20 protein-coding genes are annotated in these 18,625 nt (G+C 72.9%); 12 read left to right on the top strand and 8 right to left on the bottom strand.

The window, feature by feature from the left end:
* The first annotated feature begins 28 nt into the window (after window positions 1–28).
* Window positions 29–430, top strand: coding sequence for a hypothetical protein (locus HHX41_RS23630; protein WP_182907754.1), 402 nt, complete (start codon window positions 29–31; stop codon window positions 428–430).
* The gene (locus HHX41_RS23625) at window positions 427–1,005 is read left to right on the top strand and encodes a DNA-3-methyladenine glycosylase I (protein ID WP_310742140.1); all 579 of its coding nucleotides are present in this window, start codon (window positions 427–429) and stop codon (window positions 1,003–1,005) included. Before HHX41_RS23630 ends, HHX41_RS23625 begins: the two co-directional genes overlap by 4 nt.
* A gap of 125 nt (window positions 1,006–1,130) precedes the next feature.
* Here HHX41_RS23625 and HHX41_RS23620 read toward each other — a convergent pair whose 3' ends face one another.
* Window positions 1,131–1,925 carry an enoyl-CoA hydratase-related protein gene (locus HHX41_RS23620; protein ID WP_220504362.1) on the bottom strand — a complete coding sequence of 265 codons (795 nt, stop codon included), beginning with the start codon at window positions 1,923–1,925 and terminating at the stop codon, window positions 1,131–1,133.
* On the bottom strand, window positions 1,912–2,685 hold the full coding sequence (locus tag HHX41_RS23615; protein ID WP_182907751.1) for a PaaX family transcriptional regulator C-terminal domain-containing protein: 774 nt from the start codon (window positions 2,683–2,685) through the stop codon (window positions 1,912–1,914). The genes HHX41_RS23620 and HHX41_RS23615 overlap by 14 nt, the downstream gene beginning before the upstream one ends.
* Window positions 2,686–2,865: 180 nt before the next feature.
* Between HHX41_RS23615 and HHX41_RS23610 the strand changes: the two genes are divergently transcribed.
* Together HHX41_RS23610 and HHX41_RS23605 are read left to right on the top strand one after the other, a co-directional pair.
* The gene (locus HHX41_RS23610) at window positions 2,866–3,033 is read left to right on the top strand and encodes a DUF3117 domain-containing protein (RefSeq protein WP_076433904.1); all 168 of its coding nucleotides are present in this window, start codon (window positions 2,866–2,868) and stop codon (window positions 3,031–3,033) included.
* A gap of 78 nt (window positions 3,034–3,111) precedes the next feature.
* A complete protein-coding gene (locus HHX41_RS23605) occupies window positions 3,112–4,560 on the top strand; it encodes a leucyl aminopeptidase (RefSeq protein WP_182907750.1) in 1,449 nt (482 codons plus the stop codon).
* A 22-nt stretch (window positions 4,561–4,582) separates the two neighbouring features.
* Here the strand turns inward: HHX41_RS23605 and HHX41_RS23600 are convergent, their stop codons facing one another.
* Complete coding sequence (locus HHX41_RS23600) at window positions 4,583–5,212, bottom strand: O-methyltransferase (RefSeq protein WP_169987219.1); 630 nt, start codon at window positions 5,210–5,212, stop codon at window positions 4,583–4,585.
* A 185-nt stretch (window positions 5,213–5,397) separates the two neighbouring features.
* On the opposite strand from HHX41_RS23600, the gene sigE reads away from it, so the two are divergent.
* The 4 genes from sigE (at window position 5,398) to HHX41_RS23580 (ending at window position 8,461) form a co-directional block, all read left to right on the top strand.
* Window positions 5,398–6,006: an RNA polymerase sigma factor SigE gene (sigE, locus tag HHX41_RS23595; protein ID WP_211593026.1), complete on the top strand. Its 609-nt coding sequence runs from the start codon at window positions 5,398–5,400 to the stop codon at window positions 6,004–6,006.
* Window positions 6,003–6,566, top strand: a complete 564-nt coding sequence (locus tag HHX41_RS23590; protein WP_169987215.1) for an anti-sigma factor — start codon at window positions 6,003–6,005, stop codon at window positions 6,564–6,566. Before sigE ends, HHX41_RS23590 begins: the two co-directional genes overlap by 4 nt.
* 127 nt (window positions 6,567–6,693) lie before the next feature.
* Complete coding sequence (locus HHX41_RS23585) at window positions 6,694–8,037, top strand: S1C family serine protease (RefSeq protein WP_169987213.1); 1,344 nt, start codon at window positions 6,694–6,696, stop codon at window positions 8,035–8,037.
* A gap of 76 nt (window positions 8,038–8,113) precedes the next feature.
* Window positions 8,114–8,461: a sec-independent translocase gene (locus HHX41_RS23580; RefSeq protein WP_169987211.1), complete on the top strand. Its 348-nt coding sequence runs from the start codon at window positions 8,114–8,116 to the stop codon at window positions 8,459–8,461.
* A 4-nt stretch (window positions 8,462–8,465) separates the two neighbouring features.
* Here HHX41_RS23580 and HHX41_RS23575 read toward each other — a convergent pair whose 3' ends face one another.
* From HHX41_RS23575 to HHX41_RS23565, 3 genes are read right to left on the bottom strand one after another with little or no spacing between them, the layout of a single operon-like run.
* Entirely contained in the window at window positions 8,466–9,605 is a 1,140-nt protein-coding gene (locus tag HHX41_RS23575; protein WP_182907749.1) for an Mrp/NBP35 family ATP-binding protein, read from the bottom strand.
* Between the two features lie 17 nt (window positions 9,606–9,622).
* Complete coding sequence (locus HHX41_RS23570) at window positions 9,623–10,117, bottom strand: DUF1003 domain-containing protein (protein ID WP_169987206.1); 495 nt, start codon at window positions 10,115–10,117, stop codon at window positions 9,623–9,625.
* Window positions 10,114–11,319 (bottom strand): magnesium transporter MgtE N-terminal domain-containing protein, encoded by a 1,206-nt coding sequence (locus tag HHX41_RS23565; RefSeq protein WP_169987205.1) that lies wholly within the window; start codon window positions 11,317–11,319, stop codon window positions 10,114–10,116. The genes HHX41_RS23570 and HHX41_RS23565 overlap by 4 nt, the downstream gene beginning before the upstream one ends.
* An 85-nt stretch (window positions 11,320–11,404) precedes the next feature.
* Here HHX41_RS23565 and HHX41_RS23560 point away from each other — a divergent pair, with 85 nt between their 5' ends.
* A complete protein-coding gene (locus tag HHX41_RS23560; protein WP_182907748.1) occupies window positions 11,405–12,349 on the top strand; it encodes a DMT family transporter in 945 nt (314 codons plus the stop codon).
* A gap of 19 nt (window positions 12,350–12,368) precedes the next feature.
* Here HHX41_RS23560 and HHX41_RS23555 read toward each other — a convergent pair whose 3' ends face one another.
* Window positions 12,369–12,761 carry a hypothetical protein gene (locus HHX41_RS23555; protein WP_259401240.1) on the bottom strand — a complete coding sequence of 131 codons (393 nt, stop codon included), beginning with the start codon at window positions 12,759–12,761 and terminating at the stop codon, window positions 12,369–12,371.
* 35 nt (window positions 12,762–12,796) lie between these two features.
* Between HHX41_RS23555 and HHX41_RS23550 the strand changes: the two genes are divergently transcribed.
* From HHX41_RS23550 to HHX41_RS23540, 3 genes are all read left to right on the top strand, one after another.
* Window positions 12,797–13,735: a CoA ester lyase gene (locus HHX41_RS23550; RefSeq protein WP_182907747.1), complete on the top strand. Its 939-nt coding sequence runs from the start codon at window positions 12,797–12,799 to the stop codon at window positions 13,733–13,735.
* 28 nt (window positions 13,736–13,763) lie between these two features.
* Entirely contained in the window at window positions 13,764–14,927 is a 1,164-nt protein-coding gene (locus HHX41_RS23545; protein ID WP_182907746.1) for a CPBP family intramembrane glutamic endopeptidase, read from the top strand.
* Window positions 14,928–15,062: 135 nt separating this feature from the next.
* Window positions 15,063–18,164 carry a hypothetical protein gene (locus HHX41_RS23540; RefSeq protein ID WP_182907745.1) on the top strand — a complete coding sequence of 1,034 codons (3,102 nt, stop codon included), beginning with the start codon at window positions 15,063–15,065 and terminating at the stop codon, window positions 18,162–18,164.
* On the opposite strand, the gene HHX41_RS23535 is transcribed toward HHX41_RS23540, so the two are convergent.
* The gene (locus HHX41_RS23535) at window positions 18,151–18,558 is read right to left on the bottom strand and encodes an NUDIX domain-containing protein (RefSeq protein WP_310742139.1); all 408 of its coding nucleotides are present in this window, start codon (window positions 18,556–18,558) and stop codon (window positions 18,151–18,153) included. The two genes, HHX41_RS23540 and HHX41_RS23535, sit on opposite strands and share 14 nt — an antisense overlap.
* Window positions 18,559–18,625: the final 67 nt, after the last annotated feature.

The raw sequence follows: 18,625 nt of genomic DNA, 5'->3' as shown, positions 1-18,625 counted from the left end.
CGCCGGAGAGTTGTGGCACGATTCGTATGTGCTGGTCGTACTCGTCATCGCCGGGCTCGCCGTGATCGTCTGCGTGGTCATGGTCTCGTTGGGACACGGCGGCGAGATGGCGGAGTTCCCCCCTGACACGCCGCCGCTCGATCTGCCCGCGGCCGGCCAGGTGACCTCCGCCGACCTGATCGCGCTTCAGCTCCCCATCGGCCTCGTGGGCTACAGCACCCAGGCGGTCGACGAGACCCTGCACCGTGTCTCGGTCGCGCTGGGGGAGCGTGACACCCGCATCGCCGTGCTGGAGCAGCGCGTGGCCGAGTTATCGTACGCCCGGCCGCAGGTGCGTCAGGAGACGCGACAGGCCGAGGCGGAGCAGACCGACGACGCCGACGAGAGCCGGGCCGAGCGTGACCGCGCCGAGGCTGAGGAGGCGTGGTGACGGCGGACGACGGGCTGGTCCGCTGCGGGTGGGCGGGCACGACGTCCGACTACGTCGCCTACCACGACGAGGAGTGGGGCCGTCCGGTCCGCGGAGACGACCTGGTCTTCGAGCGGATCACCCTGGAGGCGTTCCAGTCCGGCCTGTCGTGGCTGACGATCCTGCGCAAGCGGGATAACTTCCGCAAGGGGTTCGCCGGGTTCTCCATCCCGGCGGTGGCGGCCTTCGGCGAGAGCGACGTGGAGCGGCTGCTCGCCGACACCGGCATCGTGCGCAACCGCGCCAAAATCGAGGCGGCCGTCGCCAACGCCCGCGCCGCTCTGGAGGTGCCGGGCGGGCTGTCGGCGCTGGTGTGGCGGTACGCCGAGGAGCCCGGGCGGGTGCCCGCCACCCTCGCCGACGTCCCGGCCAGCACCGCCGGCTCCACGGCGCTGGCCAAGGAACTCAAGAGACACGGCTTCCGCTTCGTCGGGCCCACCACGGCGTACGCCCTGATGCAGGCCATCGGCCTGGTCAACGACCATGTGGCCGACTGCCACGTCCGAGAGGCCGTCGGCGCCCTGCGCCGTGTTTGACGCCATCGAAGCGCCTATCGGCCTTCGCTGTGCTTGCTTGCTTCGAAGCGCCTACCGGCCTTCGCTGTGTTTGCTTGCTTCGAAGCGCCTACCGGCCTTCGCTGTGCTTGCTTGCTTCGAAGCGCCTACCGGCCTTCGAAGCGGGGCCTGTCCTTGTTGAGGAACGCCTTGGTCGCCGCCGCGTGGTCGGCGGTGGCCGCGCACTCGTCCTGAAGCTCCGCCTCCCGCTCCAGCGCGTCGGCGAGGGAGCAGGACGCCGCGTGGTCCAGCGCCGCCTTCGTGGCGGCGTACGCCCGCGTGGGCCCCTGCGCGAGCCGTACGGCGAGGTCGCGGGCGGCGGACGCCAGCCGGTCGGCCGGCACCACCTCGGCGACCAGGCCGAGCTCCAGGGCCCTGGCGGCGTCCACGACGTCGCCGAGCAGCAGCATCTCCCGGGCGCGCGCGGGACCGACGAGCCGCTGCAGGGTCCACGACGCGCCCGAGTCGGGCGCGAGCCCGATCCCGGTGAACGCCATCGAGAACCTGGCGCCCTCCGCCGCCACCCGGAAGTCGCACGCGAACGCCAGGGAGGCGCCCGCCCCCGCGGCGACCCCGTTGACGGCGGCCACGACGGGCTTGCCCATCGTGGCGATGGCCAGCACGATCGGGTTGTAGTGCTCGCGTACGGTGTTCGCCAGCCCGAGACCCCGGTCGAGGTTGTCGGCGTGCTCGCGCAGGTCCTGTCCCGCGCAGAAGGCCCGGCCCGCGCCGGTGAGGAGCACGGCCCGCGCCGACGCGTCGTCCGCGGCGCGCCGCACGGCCGCGAGCAGGCCGGTCTTCATCGCGACGGTCAGCGAGTTCATCGCGTCGGGGCGGTTCAGCGTGATCGTGGCGACGGCTTCGTCGACGTCGTAGGTCACGGTCATCTCAGGTGGCTCCATTCAGTGTGCGGTCCACGAACGCGGCGGCGGCGGGCAGCAGCCGCGCGGCCTCCTGCTCGAAGAAGGCGCGGGCCTTGTCGCCCGGCCAGCCCGGCGGCAGCAGATCGGCGGGCAGTCCGGGGTCGCGGAACAGGAAGTTGCGCCAGCCGTGCACCAGTCTGCTGCGGACGGCGAAGACCCGGTCGTCCGGGGCGTCGTCCGGCAGCGAGCCGACCAGGTCGGCCGCGCTGGCCAGCCAATCCTCGTACGCGTCGCCGATGGCGTCCAGGTCCCACGCGCGGGCGAGCAGGTCACGCGGGTCGCCCTCGTACGCGGCGTCGAACCGATGGCCGGGCACCCGCAACGCGTCGAGTTCCGGCGAGGGCCGAGGGCCGATCCAGGTCGTCTCCGACAGCGGCGCGTATCCAAGGAAGGCGAGGTCGGCACGAAGTCGCTCGCGCCGTGCCCGGTCCCTGACCGGTTCGAGCACCAGGACGTGCCAGCGCCCGGCCCACGGTGCGTCGCCCCCGCGGTAGACGCGGGCCGCCGTCTCGTCGAGCCTGCGTTCGCACTTCGGGGTGACCGCGTACCCCGGTCCCTGCGGCAGCCGTACGGGGTCGAGCCAGCCCTGCCTGACCATGCGGGATATCGCGGTCCTCACGGCAGGCGCCGCGATGTCGAGCGGCGCGAGCAGCCTCACGAGCGCGGCCACGGAGGCGCGGCCGCCACGGGTGCGAAGGTGGTCCCCATAGAGATCGAAAAGCGCGGCTCGGGCGTTCACCCCACCCAGTGTGGGGTCACGTCCGGTCCGTCCACAACGCGTGCCGCCCCGCATTGATCCACTGACCGGAGCCGGGCCGTTACCTTTTTGAGCTCGGAGGCGGGATAATAGAACATCACAGAAACGTGAATACGCCGGTTACCCTCCGGGGCGGCCGACAACGCGGGAAGGGATACACGCATGGCGGCGATGAAGCCGCGGACCGGTGACGGTCCGCTGGAGGTCACCAAGGAAGGACGGGGCATCGTCATGCGGGTCCCTCTCGAAGGTGGCGGCCGACTCGTCGTGGAGCTGTCCGCGGACGAGGCCAGCGCCCTCGGTGACGCGCTGAAGAAGGTGGTCGGCTGATCTGATCAGCCGACCTGTTCGATTCACGGCCCTGGCGGCGGGTGATCCCGCCCCGGGGCCGCCCTGTTGGAGGTGGACGTGCCCATCGAGACCACGCCGGTGCTCGCCGGTCCTCGAGGTGCTCACGATAGTCGGGGTGCCGGGCCCGCGCCGGACGCCGACCTGGTGGCCGTGCCTTTCGGCCCTGATCTGACCCCTGCCGCGGCGCCCTGGCTCGAGTCGCCCGTGCCGGTGGACGCGCTGCTCGCGCACTACGAGGCCAAGGGGGAGCCCGGCGAGGTCGTGGAGGTGCCGGTGGCACGGGACGGCGCCGTCCGCCGCGTCCTGCTGTACGGCACCGGCGACGGCTCGGCCGCCGCGCTGCGCAAGGCCGGGGCGTCCGTCGCGAGGCGGGCGAAGGGCCGTGCCTCGCTGTCGGTCGTCGTCCCGTCCGAGGGGGAGGCCGCCGCCCTGGTCGAGGGGGCGCTGCTCGCGGCGTACACGTTCACGATCGGCAACGGCCGCACCAAGCCGGTGGGGGAGATCGTCTTCGTCGGCGGGGACGAGCGGGAGCTGAAGCGCGGCGAGGCGGTCGCGCGGGCCACCGCGCTCGCCCGCGACCTCGTCAACACCCCGTCCTCGGTGAAGACGCCCGCGTGGCTCGCCGACCAGGCGAAGGCGGTCGCGGCCGAGTCCGGGCTCGCCGTACGGGTGTGGGAGGAGTCCGAGCTCGGCGAGTTCGGCGGCATCAGGGCGGTCGGGCAGGGGTCGATCAGCCCGCCGCGGCTGGTGCAGCTCTCCTACACGCCGGAGAACCCGCGCGCCCACGTGGTGCTCGCCGGCAAGGGCATCACGTTCGACACCGGCGGCCTGTCCCTGAAGCCCACCGAGGGCATGAAGGCGATGAAGACGGACATGGCGGGCGGCGCCGCCGTCATCGCCGCGATGAGCGCGCTGGCGGCCTTCGAGGCGCCGGTGCGGGTCACCGGCCTCGTGGCATGCGCGGAGAACTCCATCTCGGGCTCGGCGCAGCGGCCAGGGGACGTCATCACCCAGTACGGCGGGCGCACCGTCGAGGTGCTGAACACCGACGCCGAGGGCCGTCTGGTGCTGGCCGACGCGCTGGCGTACGCGGACGCCGAGCTGGACCCGGACGTCGTCGTCGACATCGCGACGCTGACCGGGGCGGCCAAGGTCGCGCTCGGCCAGTCGCTCGCGGCCGTCTACTCGACCGACGACTCGCTGGCCGCCGCGCTGGTCGACGCCGGGGAGGCCAGCGGGGAACGGCTGTGGCGGATGCCGCTCGTCGAGGACTACCGCGGGATGCTCGACTCCGACGTGGCCGACCTGGCCAATGTCGATAAGGCGATGTCGGGCGCGGCCGGGTCGATCGCCGCGGCGCTGTTCCTGCGCGAGTTCACCGGCGGGCGTCCCTGGGCGCACCTGGACATCGCGGGGCCCGCGCGGGCCGGCTCGGACGAGGGGGAGATCACCAAGGGCGGCACCGGCTTCGGCGTCCGCCTGCTCCTGCGTTACCTGACCGCCTGACGCCCGCTCAGGGCGGTGTGCCTCAGGTCAGCTTCACGGCGGCCAGCAGGCCGGAGCCGAGCGGCAGCATCAGCGGGCGCAGCCGCTCGTCGTTCCTGACGAGCTTGCCCAGCTCCCGGATGGCGACGGTGTCCGGGTCGCGCTGGGTCGGGTCGGCCACCTGGTCGCCGCAGAAGGCGTCGCAGAAGACCACGACCCCGCCCTGACGCAGGAGCCGTACCGACTCGGTGAGGTAGTCGATGTACTCCTGCTTGGCCGCGTCGCAGAAGACCATGTCGTAGCCGCCGTCGGCGAGGCGGGGGAGCACGTCGAGCGCGCGGCCGCCGATCAGGCGGATCCGGCTGCCGGAGAACCCGGCCTCCGCGAACGTCTGGCGCGCCATGCGCTGGTGCTCCGGCTCCACGTCCACGCTGGTGAGCGTGCCGTCCGGGCGCATCCCGCGCAGCAGCCACAGGCCGGAGACCCCGCACCCGGTGCCGACCTCCACCACCGAGCGCGCGTTCACCACGGTGGCGAGGAAGCAGAGCGCCGCTCCGCACCCGGGCAGGATCGGGTGCGCCCCGACCTCGATGCCCCGCCGGCGCGCGGTCCGCAGGATGTCGTCCTCCGGGACGAACTCCTCCGCGTACTCCAGGCTGGCCGGTGTCGCCATCGGCCTCTCCCTCCCCTGCTTCATCTTGGTCGCAGCCTAGGGGAGTCGGACCGGAACGGGAACTCACGCCACAACGGGGACGTTGCACGCTTTGAACGGTCTTTGTTCGAGACCGCTCGGCCCGCGGTGCGCAGGAAGGGGCGAAACCAGGCACTATGGCTGTAGCGACGATCCTGCAGAGAGGAATGCCGGTGGACGAGCACGACCACCAGGCGGAGACTTCGGTGTCCGACTGGACGCCTCCCACATGGGAGGAGGTCGTCCGAACTCATTCCGCCCGGGTCTACCGGCTGGCCTATCGGCTGACGGGCAACGTCCACGACGCCGAGGACCTCACTCAGGAGGTCTTCGTCCGGGTCTTCCGGTCCCTGTCGAGCTACACCCCGGGCACGTTCGAGGGGTGGCTGCACCGGATCACGACGAACCTCTTCCTCGACATGGCGCGGCGCAAGCAGCGCATCCGATTCGAGGGACTCGCGGACGACGCCGCCGAGCGGCTGCACGGGCGTGAACCGTCCCCGGCGCAGGCGTACGACGACGCGCACCTGGAGCCCGACATCCAGGCCGCGCTCGACGCCCTGGCGCCGGAGTTCCGGGCGGCCGTGGTGCTGTGCGACATCGAGGGACTGTCCTACGAGGAGATCGCCGCGACGCTCGGCGTGAAACTCGGCACGGTGCGCAGCCGCATCCACCGCGGCCGCGCCCAACTGCGGGAGGCGCTCGACCACCGGGCGCCCTCGGCGAACCGGAACGGCGATCAAACCCCCCCTTCATTCAGCAGGGAGGGACTGTGAGTCATCTTGGCGAGCGCGTCTCCGCGCTCATCGACGGCGAACTCAGTCACAACGAGCGAGAACGCGCGCTCGCGCACCTGACGTTCTGCGCGGACTGCCGCGCGGAGGTCGAGGCGATGCGGGCGCTGAAGACCCGTCTGCGGTCCATGGACCCGCCCGCGATGCCCGCGGACCTCACCATGTCGCTGCTGCGGATGGCGGAGCCGGGAGGGCCGTTGCCGCCGCGGATGCGGCCCTTTCCCGACCATCCGGCCTTCGGCGCCGGGCGGCTTCCCGGAATGCACGCCGCCGGGCCGATGGACAACCGGCCCAGGGGCAGGGACGGCGGACGATCGGGCCCCGGGCGGCCCGGCAGGATCAGACGCGCGGGATACGTCGCCGTGGGAATGGCCGGCGCCGCCGTCGCCCTCGGCACCATGCTCATGGCCGGCGGATCCACCGCCACCCCGAATCCGACGCCCGGGCAGATGTTCGTACAGCATCCCGCCCAGAACAGGGCGCCCGTGGTGAGCGTGTCGCCCAGCCCGTCACCGAGCGTCACCAGGGGGCTTTCGCGCTGAGCCGAGGAGACGGCATACGATCGGACACCGCAGCCGTCGTGTGCCGTTGTCCTCAGGGTTTCCGGCATGGTGCCGGTACCGCGTGGCTGCCAGCGGATGACCCCGGGCGCAAGGAGTGAGTGCCGCGATGACCGACAACACGCGTTCCTTCGGCGCGTCGGACCGGCCCGAGTTCCTTCCCGCGGGCGAGGAGCCCCCTCAGGAGCCCTCCCAGGAGCCGTCTCCGGGCCCGTGGGGCACTCCCGGGCAGGAGACCGCCCCGGGCGGCCCCCCGCCGCCCACCGGCGCGTACGGCATGGGTCCCGGCTGGGCGCCGCCGCCGCTGTATCCCGCCGCTGCGCAGAGCGAGCCGCGCGGCCCCAACATCGCGTTGTACGCCGCCCTGGCCGTGGTCATCGCGCTCGTGGCGGGCGGGGTGGCGAGCTGGGGGACGTTCCTGCTGACCCGTCCGGCATCCGGCATCGACCCCGGATACTCGCTCAGCGCGCCGTCGAAGCAGCCCACGGCCCGGCCGCCGGGGTCGGTGGCGGGGGTGGCCGCCAAGGTCCTGCCCAGCGTGGTCTCGCTGGAGGTCAAGGGCAACAGCGAGGCCGGCACCGGCTCGGGCTTCGTCATCAAGGGCGGCTACATCGTCACCAACAACCACGTCGTGGCCGTCGCGGGACAGGTGGGTGAGATCCGCGTCCGCTACAACGACCGCACCTCCTCGGGCGCGCGAGTCGTCGGCCGCGACCCGAACTCCGACATCGCGGTGGTGAAGCCCGACGCGCCCATCAGAGCGCCGGAGCTTCCTCTCGGCAACTCCGACGGCGCGGTCGTCGGCGACCCGGTCATCGCGGTCGGTTCGCCCCTCGGCCTGAGCGGCACGGTCACCACCGGCATCATCAGCTCGCTCAACCGTCCCGTCGAGGCGGGCGGCAGCACCGGATCCGACTACGCGCTCATCAACGCGATCCAGACGGACGCCGCCATCAACCCCGGCAACTCGGGCGGCCCCCTGGTCAACGCCTCGGGCGAGGTGATCGGGGTGAACTCGGCGATCGCCACGGTCGGCGGCTCCCTGCTGGGCCAGCAGTCCGGCAGTATCGGCCTCGGCTTCGCGATCCCCGTGAACCAGGTGCGCCGCATCGCCCAGGAGCTCATCACCACGGGGGCGGCCCGTACCTCCAGGATCGGCATCACGATCGACCAGACCTACCAGGGCCAGGGGGTGCGGATCGCCACCCAGACGGCGGGGGGCGCCCTGCCGGTCACCCCCGGCGGACCGGCCGCGAAGGCGGGGCTGCGCCCGGGGGACGTCATCCTCGAGGTCGACGGCCAGCCGGTGGGCGACAGCCGGGAGCTGATCGTGACCATCCGCAGCAAGGCCCCCGGCGACAAGGTGCGGATCAAATTCCGGCACGACGGTGAGGTGCGGACGGCGACGGTCACGGTCGGCGCGGCACCGGTTCCCAGCGCACGTCCCTCGTGAACCGGCCATCACCTGTCCACAGCTTGGGGCGCGGGCATTAGTCTGATTTCAGTCGTACGCGCAGGAGGAGATCACCATGTTCGGACTCGGCTGGGCAGAGGCCCTGGCATTGGTGGTGATCGCCCTGCTCGTGTTCGGGCCGGAGAAGCTCCCCCAGGCCGCCTCGCAGGCGGGCCGTACGCTCCGGCAGCTGCGGCAGATGGCGAACAGCGCGAAAGAGGACCTTCAGGCCAACATGGGGCCCGAGTTCGCCAACTTCGACCCGGCCGACCTGAACCCCAAGAACTTCGTGCGCAAGCACCTGCTCGACGACGTCGAGAAGGACTGGAACGCCACCCCGGGAGTAGAGCCGGAGCCGGCGGCCTCCCCCATGCCGGAGCTGGGCGTGGGGGAGATCCCGCCGTACGACAACGAGGCGACCTGACCGGTCAGTGCTTGACCGGTGAGATGTCGAGCTTCAGGCCCTTGAGGCTGGTCGGCTTCTTACCGAGACCGGACGCGATCCGGCGCAGTTCCGCCGCCGCGGGGGCGTCGGGGTCGGTCAGCACGAGCGGCTTGCCCTCGTCGCCGCCCTCACGCAGCCGCATGTCGATCGGCACCTGGCCGAGCAGCGGCACCCGCGCGCCCAGCGTGCGGGTCAGTGCGTCGGCCACGGTCTGGCCGCCGCCCTCGCCGAACACCGAGATGCGCTCGTCGCAGTGCGGGCAGGGCAGCCACGCCATGTTCTCGATGACGCCGGCGATCTGCTGGTGGGTCTGGGCGGCGATCGACCCGGCGCGCTCGGCCACCTCGGCGGCGGCCTGCTGCGGGGTCGTCACGACCAGGATCTCGGCCGTGGGCATGCGCTGGGCGACCGAGATGGCGATGTCGCCGGTGCCCGGGGGCAGGTCCATCAGCAGGACGTCGAGGTCACCCCAGTAGACGTCGGTCAGGAACTGGTACAGCGCACGGTCGAGCATCGGGCCGCGCCACACCACCGGCGTGTTGCCCTCGGGCTTGAACATGCCGACCGAGATGACCTTGATGTCATGCGCGACCGGCGGCATGATCATGTCCTCGACCTTGGTGGGACGCTCGCTCACGCCGAGCATGCGCGGCACCGAGTGGCCGTAGATGTCGGCGTCCACGACGCCGACCTTCAGGCCCTGGGCGGCCATCGCGGCGGCGAGGTTCACCGTGACCGACGACTTGCCGACGCCGCCCTTGCCGCTCGCGACCGCGAACACTCGGGTCAGCGAGCCGGGCTTGGCGAAGGGGATCTCCTTCTCCGGCCCGCGGTCGCCGCGCAGCTTCGTCTGCAGCCCCTTGCGCTGCTCCTCGCTCATGACGTCCAGGTCCACCTGAACGCGGGTGACGCCGTCGACCTTGGAGACCGCCTCGGTGACGTCGCGGGTGATTTTGTCCTTCAGCGGACAGCCGGCGACGGTCAGCAACACGCCGACGCGCACCACCCCGTCGGGGGAGACGTCCACTTTGTCGACCATGCCGAGGTCGGTGATCGGCCGGCGAATCTCGGGGTCGTTGACCGTCGCCAGCGCGGCCATGACCAGTTCAGGGGATGGTGCCATGAATCCATGCTATGGACTCAGCGGGTGTCCTCCGAACCCGCCCCGGGCGATCTCGTCGCGGCCTCGCTCAACTCCTCCTGCAGGCGCTGGAGTTCCGAGCGGATGTAGTCGCGCGTGGCCACCTCGCCGAGCGCCATGCGCAGGCCGGCGATCTCCCGGGTGAGGTACTCGATCTCGGCCTGGTTGCGCTCGGCCGTCGTCTTGTCCTGCTCGTACTGGACGCGGTCGCGGTCGGCCTGCCGGTTCTGCGCGAGCAGGATCAGCGGCGCGGCGTACGACGCCTGGAGCGAGAGCATCAGGGTCAGGAAGATGAACGGATAGGGGTCGAACTTGGCCGGCGCGAACACGTTCCACAGCAGCCACACCCCGACGAACACGGTCATGTAGACGATGAACCGCGCGGTGCCGAGGAAGCGCGCGAACCGCTCGGAGAACTCGCCGAACGCCTCGGGGTCGTAGTAGAGCCGCAGGCGGGGGGTCAGCTCACGCGGCTGGTCGAGGCGTTCTGTCATGGGCGTTCCCGCCAGTCCTCCGGCAGCATGTGGTCGAGCACGTCGTCGACGGTCACCGCGCCCAGCAGGCGGGACAGCTCGTCCACGACGGGGACCGCGACCAGGTTGTACGTCGCGAGGTACGACGCCACCTCGTGCACCGTCAGCTCGGGTCTGATCGGGTCCACGGTGATGTCTATCACGCTGCCGAGCAACGTCGACGGCGGCTCCCTGAGCAGCCGCTGGAAGTGCGCCACCCCCAGGAAGCGCCCGGTCGGGGTCTCGGTCGGCGGGCGGGTGACGTACACCTGGGCGGCGATGGCCGGGGTCTGTTCCTGCTGGCGGATGTGCGCGAGGGCCTCGGCCACGGTCGAGGTCGGCGGGAGGATGACCGGCTCGGTCGTCATCATGCCGCCGGCGGTGTACTCCCCGTAGGTCAGCAGCCGCCGGACCGGCGCGGCCTCCTCCGGCACCATGAGCCGCAGCAGCCCTTCGGCCTGCTCGGCGGGCAGTTCCTGCAGCAGGTCGGCGGCGTCGTCCGGGCTCATCTCCTCCAGCACGTCGGCGGCGCGCTCCCGGTGGAGCCGGCTCAGCACGAGCACCTGGTCGCGCTCGGGCAGCTCCTCCAGCACGTCGGCGAGCCGGTCGTCGTCCAGCGCCGCGGCGACCTCGGCCATCCGCTTGCTGGGCAGCTCGTGCAGCATGTTCGCCAGGTCGGCCGGGCGCAGCGCCTCGAAGACGGCGAGCAGGTTGGCCGCGCCCTGGTCCTTCTGGATCCCGGCGAAGCCGGTGACCTCGTCCCAGTCCACGATCAGCGTCTCGCCCCTGCGGCGCGTCCCGCGGCGGACCGCGACCTTCGTGATGAGCCAGTCGGACGGCCGCGGCTGCTCAATGGCCAGGTCCTGCACGGTCACCCGCTCGCCCTTGTAGTCGACGGCGCGGTCGAGCATCTCCCCGATGGCGAGCGTCTCGGCGTCCCGGCACTCGAACCTGCGCATGTTGAGCTTGCCGGTGAAGATGACGGCGCGGGCCTCGATGCTGGTGATCCTGGTGATCGGCAGGAAGACCCGGCGGCGTGGCTGGACCTCGACGACGAAGCCGTGGACCCGGGGGAGCAGCGGCCCCCGCAGCGAGACGACGACGTCCCGGATGCGGCCGATCTGGTCGCCGGCCGGGTCGAAGACCGCCAGCCCCGCCAGGCGGGCCACGAAGATCCGATCCACTCTGTCAGGTTACGCAAGGATGCGCACCGCTCGGTGTTATGACAGGATCCAAGCCGTTTATTGGTCATTACATGGGCAGGTGACGATGAGGGCTGTCAGCCTGGCGATCGCGGGCGTCTCGGCCTTCTGCTTCGGGTTCTCGGGACCGATGGCGAAGGTCCTCGGCACGGCGGGGCTCACGCCGCTGGAGGCCGTGTGGGTCCGCATGGCGGGGGCCGGCGTGCTCCTGCTGGCGGTCCTGGCCGTCTTCAGGCCGCACGCGCTGCGCATTCCCCGCGACCGCCTGCTGTTCTTCGCCGCGTACGCCGTGATCGCGGTGGCGGCCGTGCAGGCCCTGTTCTTCGTGGCCATCACCCGGCTGCCGGTCGGTGTGGCGCTGCTGATCGAGTACACCTCTCCGGTGATGGTGGTCCTGTGGGTGCGATTCGTCCGGCGGCTACGGCTGCCGCGCTCGGCCTACCTGGGGGCGCTGATCGCGGTCGTCGGGCTGGCGATCGTCGTGCAGGTCTGGGAGGGGCTGCGCCTCGACGCGCTCGGGCTGCTGCTCGCCCTGGTCGCCGCCGCCTGCTGCGCCGGATATTTCCTGATGAGCGATTCGTTCGGGGACGACGTGGACACACTGGGTCTGATCGGCTGGGGCATGCTCGGCTCGGCGGTGGTCCTGCTGCCGCTCTCCCGGCCCTGGAACATCGACTGGCCGGCGTTCACCCGCGCCGTCGAGGTCTCCGGTCACACGGTGCCGGTCGCCGCGGCCGCCGTGGTGCTGGTCGTGGTGGCCACCGTGGTCGCGTACGCGACGGGGGTCACCGCGGTGCGGCGGCTGTCGGCCGCGGTCGGCGCGACGGTCGCGTCGGTGGAGGTCATCGCGGGGGCGGTGATCGCCTGGGTGCTGCTCGGCGAGCGCCTGGGGACCGCCCAGATCACCGGGGGCCTGATCGTGCTCGCCGGGGCCCTGCTGGCCCAGACCGCGACCGTGCGGATCGGCTCGGAGCGCCACGCCGTCGAGGTGACGGAGACCGTACGCGTGTGAGGCTCAGGCGCCGGCTGGTTCAGGCGCTGGGTGGCTCAGGTGCGGGGGTGAGCCGCACGACCGTGGACCGCTCGGCCCAGCGGGCGGTCAGGCCGGCGGCCTCGCGGGCGTTCAGGCGCTCCTTGGCCAGCGCGGCCACCGCCTCGGGGGCGGCCGCCTGGTCCACCACCTCGGCGACGGCCGGGAAGCGGACGAGCTCGGCGCCGTTGTCCTTGCTGCGCAGCACGACCTCGATCTCGCCGCGCTCGGCCGCGATCTCGGCCAGGCCGGGCAGGGACCGCTCCTCGCCGCCGGTCACCACGTAGAGCGCCCCGTCGTGCCACACGTGCCAGGCCAGCCGCGGCCCGGACGGCAGGCCGAGCCACAGCACACCGGACTTCTTCGCGCCCTCTTCGATCACCGCCAGGGTCATGAGGCACAGCCTATTCACCGCGCTACCGTTGGCCCATGCGCGCTCGACGTTCGTGCCTGGCGGTGCCCGGCAGCAACCCCCGTTTCCTGGAGAAGGCCCAGGGCCTCGCCGCGGACGAGGTCTTCCTCGACCTGGAGGACTCCGTCGCCCCCGGCGCCAAGGACGAGGCGCGCCGCAACGTCGTCGCCGCGCTCAGGGAGGGCGACTGGACGGGCAAGACGGTCGTCGTCCGGGTCAACGACCTCACCACGCGCTGGACCTACCGGGACGTCATCGAGATCGTCGAAGGCGCCGGCGACCGGCTCGACTGCGTCATGCTGCCGAAGGTCTCCGACGCCTCCCACGTGGTCTGGCTCGACACCCTCCTCGGCCAGATCGAGCGGGCCACCGGCCTGCCCGAGGGCGGCATCGGCGTCGAGGCGCAGATCGAGGACGCCCGGGGGCTCGTCAACGCCGACGACATCGCCGCGTCCTCGCCCCGGCTGGAGACGCTGGTCTTCGGCCCGGCCGACTTCATGGCCTCGATCGGCATGAGGACGCTGGTCGTGGGCGAGCAGCCCCCCGGATACGGCGAGGGGGACGCCTACCACTACATCCTCATGCGCATCCTGATGGCCGCCCGCGCGCACGGCCTCCAGGCGATCGACGGGCCGTACCTCCAGATCCGCGACCTGGACGGCTTCCGCCGGGTGGCGATGCGGTCGGCCGCCCTGGGGTTCGACGGCAAGTGGGTGCTCCATCCGTCGCAGGTGGAGGCGGCCAACGAGGTGTTCGCGCCGTCCCAGGAGGACTACAACCACGCCGAGCTCATCCTCGACGCGTACGAGTACTACACGACGGTCGAGAATCGGGGCGCCGTCATGCTGGGGGACGAGATGATCGACGAGGCCTCACGGAAGATGGCCCTGGTGGTGGCGGCCAAGGGCCGCGCCGCCGGGCTTCCCCGTTCCAGCTCCTTCACCCCGCCCAGCTGATCGGCCGCGGTACGCGAAGAATGGACATATGAACGAACCACAGCCGGGCCCGGATCCGGCCGCCGGGCCGCCCCAACTGCCCGGTCCCTATCTGGCGCCGGGACCGTACGCCGGCGGGACGGCCTGGCCGGCCGGTCCGCCGCAGCCGCAGCCGCAGCCGCCGCCACACCCTGCGGCCCGGCCGCAGTGGCCATATGCGGGGCCATATGCGGGGCCATATGCGGGGCCGTACCCCGGCCCCTATCCCGGCCCCTATCCCGGTCCCTATCCGTGGGGGCCGCCGCCGCGTGCCCGCTGGGACGTCCCGCCCCCGCCCGGCACCCGGTACGACCGCCTGGCGCGTACGCCGTCGCACCGCTGGTGGCGGCCGATCGCCGGCACGCTCGCGATCATCGTGGCCTTCCTGGCGCTCTCGATCGCCGCCGGCCTGGTGGCCTTCATAGTGTCGCTGGTCACCGGGGTGCCCATGGTGCGCTCGGGAACCCGGCTGTTCGCCGATCCCGTCGTCGACCTCGGGTTCCAGTTGGGGGTCATCGCGCTGCTGCTGCCGCTGGTGCTCGGCGCGGCGTGGCTGTTCCAGCGACGACCGCCGGGGTCGCTGTCGTCGGTGGCCCTGCGGTTGCGGTGGCGGTGGCTGGGGGTGTGCCTGCTGGTCGCGCTGGTGGCGGTCGTGCTCGGGCAGGCCGTCGAGGCCGTGACGCTGATGTCCGCGGGGGTGGATCCCGGACTCCGCTGGGCGGGCTGGGAACGGTTCCTCCCGGCCATCGTCGTGATCCTGCTGCTGGTGCCGTTCCAGTCGGCGGCCGAGGAGTACGCCTACCGCGGCTGGATCATCCAGGGGTTCGGGGCGTACCTGCGAAATCCGTGGCCGGCGATCCTGGTGGGCGCGGCGGCCTTCGCCGCCTCACACGGCTACACGGGCTGGGGGATCGTCTACGTCTTCGCGTTCGGCATGCTCATGGGGTGGCTGGCGGTCCGCACGGGCGGGCTGGAGGCGCCGATCGCCCTGCACGTGACCAACAACGTCGTGGCGTTCGGAGTCGTCGCGGCCTCCGGGGACATGGGCAGCGCGATGGAACAGGGCGAGGTGCCCTGGGAGGCGCTGATCGGATCGGCCGTGCAGTTCGCGGTTTTCGGGGTCGGCGTGCTGATAATCGCCCGAAAGTGGGCAATTCAGACCCTCTCCCGATAAATCTCACTAGAGAGGTATGGCCCCGGGGCTCTTCCCGTGTTGCTCTGGATCCGTGATGGGGTATCACTGTGATCGCTTTGCCGTACCACAGGTGGAACGGTCCGGATCGACCTCTCCGGGGAGGAGGTACTGAGCGTGGCCTCGGGCCCCCACGAGCGCGACCGCCGGCGCGCCGCAGACGAGCAGGCGACCCCTCCCTCGCCCCCGCCGGAGTTACATCACCGGCCGCCCGGTCCGTCCCCGTGGGCGCTGCCTCCGTTCGCCGCCCCCGTGCCGGACGACGCGCCCGATGACGCGGGCGACCCGGACTCGGGCGACCCGGACTTACGCGGCGGCAGCCCGGACACGGCGCCGGAGACGTGGGCGCCGCGCCCCGATCAGGACGCGCCGCGCGACCGCGGACCCCGGACGGGCCGCAGGCCGTACGCGGCGCCCTACGAGGGCGGGGAACCGCGCCACAGCCGCTCCGAGGACCGCGCTAGGCCCGGCGGCGCGGGCGCGACGGGTCCGCCCGGTCCCGCGGGTTCCCCCGCGCCCCGGCACGGCGAGGGTGCCGGGTCGGCGGGGGAGGCGGCGTCCTCCGGCCAGGAGGGCCGGGGACGCCGCATCGTGAACCGGCCGGACAAGCTGGTCGCCTCTGGGCCGCCACGGCGGCGGCGCGCCCAGATCCCGCGCGAGAACCCCGACGGGCCGGGCGCCCCCGAGATCGACACCCCGCCGTCGGGGCCGCTGCGCGAGGAGGACCCCGGTGGGCGGGGGGAGCACGTGTGGACGCACACGCCGCCTGAGCCGGTCGAGCGCATCGGGCGCCCGCCGGGAGGCCGTCCGGCGCGTCCCGACACGCTCGTGGCCGTCGGCCCGCCCCGGGCGGGCGGCGGGCGCCGCCACAGACGGGTGCTGCCGGTCCGGCGGTTCCCGCCGCGCCTACCCCGGCTGGTCGCTCCCGCGGTGATCGCCGTGGTCCTCGTCGCCGCCGCCGTGCTGGGCGTGGCCGTCGTCAAATGGGCCGGCGGCCCGTCAACGGCGGGACTGCGCCTCGCGGCGGGCGACGGCCAGTCGGGCGACGCGGCGTTCGCGGCGCCCGGGCTGCCGGGCAACGGCTCCAGCCAGGTGCTCAACGCCTTCGCGGCGGCGGGCACGACGGTGGTGGCGGCGGGCAGCGACACGACGAGCCCGCTCACCCGGCCGTTGTTCCTCGTGTCCGCCGACGGCGGCGCGCACTGGCAGACGGGCCGGGTCGCCGACGCCCCGGGGTACGAGTCCGAGCCCGGGGCGGTCGGCAGGGTCGCGGGTGGCGACGGCCGCTGGCTCGCGGTCGGGACCGACGCGCCCGGCTCGGCGGGCCCGGCCGCGCGCGGCATGTGGGTCTCCTCCGACGGCCGGTCCTGGACGGCGGTGGACCCCGCGCGGCTGACCGCGTTCTGGAGCCAGGACAGGATCACCGACGTGGCGCGGACCGCGACCGGCTTCCTGGCCGTGGGCGCCACGACCCTGCGGGACGGCACGGCGGGCCCGGTCGCCTGGGTGTCACCCGACGGCGTCGGCTGGACGAGGGTGGACACCGACCAGATCGGCACCCCCGACAAGGTCCGCGCGATGCGGGCGGTGGCCGCCCGGGGCGACCGCGTGGTGGCGCTCGCCGACCCGGGGTCGGGCGACTCGGTCTCGGTCGTCCTGCGCTCCGACGACGGCGGGCGCACCTGGCTGCGTACGGCCGCGGCCCTGGCGGACGTACGGCCCGAGCCCGGCGCGCTGGCCGTCACCGCGAAGGGCTTCGTGCTCGTGCCCACCCGGCAGAAGTCGGACGGCGGCGAGGTGCGGGTCTACTGCTCGCCCGAGGGCGCCGACTGGACCCAGTGCGGCACGATAGGGCCGCTCGGCGCGGAGGGGACCGGCGTGCGGGGCCTGGCCGCGTCGGCGGCGGGGATCGCGGCGGTCGCCGAGTCGGCCTGGGAACGGTACGCCGTCTACACCAGCCGCGACGGCCGCGAGTGGACCAGGAGCGCCGATCTCGGCGGCATCCCGGGCACCCTGCGCGGGCTGGCCGTCACCGACGCGGGCGTGCTCGTGGCGGGCGGAGACAAGCGCGGGCCCGGCGACGTGGAGAACCTTCCCGTGCTGATCACCGCGAAAAAGGGCGAGGCGGCGCGCGGCGTGCCGCTCAGGGAGATCGCCGGGCTCAACCGGCTCGCCAGGGACACCGCGGACCTCGCCGCCGCCGGCGGCACGTTCGTCGCCGTGGGCTCGGCCAACGGCGACGCCGCGATCTGGACGAGCGGCAACAACGGCGCCAACTGGAAGGACGCGGCGTTCCCCGACCTGCTGGGCGGACCGGGACGCCAGGCCCTCAGCGGCGTCGCGCACGGCCCCAGGGGATGGCTCGCCGTCGGCAGCACGACGACCGACCCGGCGGTGACCCGCCCGCTGGTCGTCACCTCGGCCGACGGGAGGAACTGGCGGCCCGGTCCGGCGATCGAGGTGCCCGCGGGCCACTTCCTGCTCGCGCCGGGTGTGGCGGCCGCCGGGCCGAAGGGCTACGTCCTCGCGGGGGAGGACCGCTCGGCCACGGGAACGCTGCCCGCCCTGTGGTTCAGCCCCGACCTCAAGCGCTTCACCCGCTCCTCGCCGGGCAGCATGCCGGCCGGTGGGGCCGGTGTGCGCCTGTACGACGTCACGGCGACCCCCCACGGGTTCATGGCCGTCGGCGGGTCGGGCACCGCCGACCGGGAGACGGGAGTGGTCTGGGTCTCCTCCGACGGCCTCAATTGGAACGCCCGGGGCCGGGTCCTGCCGCCGGACGCCACCTCGGCCGGGCTGCGCCACGTGGTCGCGACCGAGGCGGGCATGGTGGTCGTGGGCACCGCGATGACCGAGGACGGCCCCCGCCCGTTCTCGGCGCTGTCCACCGACGACGGCGCCGAGTGGAAGTACGGCACGCTGCCCGCCGACGCCGCCGCCTCGGTCCTCGACGTGACCGCGACCGGGCGGGGACTCGTCGCCGTCGGGTCGCACCGGTCGTCCGCGGAGGGCGGCGAGGGCGACAGCGCGGCCTGGGTCTCCGCGGACGGGGTGGACTGGTCGCGCCAGGCGCTCACCCAGGACGGTCTCGGCGGCCAGGGGGCGCAGTGGCTCGGGGCGGTGGCGGTCTCCGGCAGCCGGGTCGTGGCCGTCGGCAGGTCGGCCGGCCACGCCGACGACCATCTGACGATCTGGCGCAGCACGGTCACGGAACGATGACCCCGGGGATGATTCCCCATCCGGCGAGGGCGTCGGCGAGGCCGTCGGTCAGCGGGAGCCGTGCCAGGTCGGACGGCGCGCACCAGCGGGCGTCGGCGGCGTCGTCCCCGGCCACCGGCACGCCCGAGGCCGTCGCGACGTAGTCGTGGATCTCGTAGGTCGCGCCGCCGGGGGCGGGCCGCAGCACGGTCCCGGCGAGCCGTACGACGGTGACGTCGAGGCCGGTCTCCTCGCGCAGCTCACGGCGCAGTGCCTGCTCGTCGGTCTCGCCGGGCTCGACCCTGCCGCCGGGCAGGGACCACAGCCCCTCGCCGGGAGGGCGGCCCCGCCGCACGAGCAGGAGCCGTCCCTCGGCGTCGGCGACGATCGCGCCCACACATCTGATACACCGCACATCACCAAGATTACGACTAGATAACGGGCAGACTCTTGACGTACGGACACCACGGACGCACCGTGAA

Origin of the sequence: Microbispora sp. H13382 (genome assembly GCF_014161445.1) — a bacterium.
Classification (GTDB): Bacteria; Actinomycetota; Actinomycetes; order Streptosporangiales; family Streptosporangiaceae; genus Microbispora.
The sequence above is the reverse complement of the archived record's forward strand: the minus strand, read 5'-3'. Positions and strand labels throughout refer to the sequence as shown.

What these genes read in the sequence shown, in the direction of transcription:
- HHX41_RS23560 (WP_182907748.1), top strand. Translation starts at nt 11,405, where the DNA reads ATGAGGGCTGTCAGCCTGGCGATCGCGGGCGTCTCGGCCTTCTGCTTC.
- HHX41_RS23555 (WP_259401240.1), bottom strand. Translation starts at nt 12,761, where the DNA reads ATGACCCTGGCGGTGATCGAAGAGGGCGCGAAGAAGTCCGGTGTGCTG.
- HHX41_RS23545 (WP_182907746.1), top strand. Translation starts at nt 13,764, where the DNA reads ATGAACGAACCACAGCCGGGCCCGGATCCGGCCGCCGGGCCGCCCCAA.
- HHX41_RS23610 (WP_076433904.1), top strand. Translation starts at nt 2,866, where the DNA reads ATGGCGGCGATGAAGCCGCGGACCGGTGACGGTCCGCTGGAGGTCACC.
- HHX41_RS23570 (WP_169987206.1), bottom strand. Translation starts at nt 10,117, where the DNA reads ATGACAGAACGCCTCGACCAGCCGCGTGAGCTGACCCCCCGCCTGCGG.
- sigE (WP_211593026.1), top strand. Translation starts at nt 5,398, where the DNA reads ATGCCGGTGGACGAGCACGACCACCAGGCGGAGACTTCGGTGTCCGAC.
- HHX41_RS23620 (WP_220504362.1), bottom strand. Translation starts at nt 1,925, where the DNA reads ATGGAGCCACCTGAGATGACCGTGACCTACGACGTCGACGAAGCCGTC.
- HHX41_RS23550 (WP_182907747.1), top strand. Translation starts at nt 12,797, where the DNA reads ATGCGCGCTCGACGTTCGTGCCTGGCGGTGCCCGGCAGCAACCCCCGT.
- HHX41_RS23585 (WP_169987213.1), top strand. Translation starts at nt 6,694, where the DNA reads ATGACCGACAACACGCGTTCCTTCGGCGCGTCGGACCGGCCCGAGTTC.
- HHX41_RS23600 (WP_169987219.1), bottom strand. Translation starts at nt 5,212, where the DNA reads ATGGCGACACCGGCCAGCCTGGAGTACGCGGAGGAGTTCGTCCCGGAG.
- HHX41_RS23580 (WP_169987211.1), top strand. Translation starts at nt 8,114, where the DNA reads ATGTTCGGACTCGGCTGGGCAGAGGCCCTGGCATTGGTGGTGATCGCC.
- HHX41_RS23575 (WP_182907749.1), bottom strand. Translation starts at nt 9,605, where the DNA reads ATGGCACCATCCCCTGAACTGGTCATGGCCGCGCTGGCGACGGTCAAC.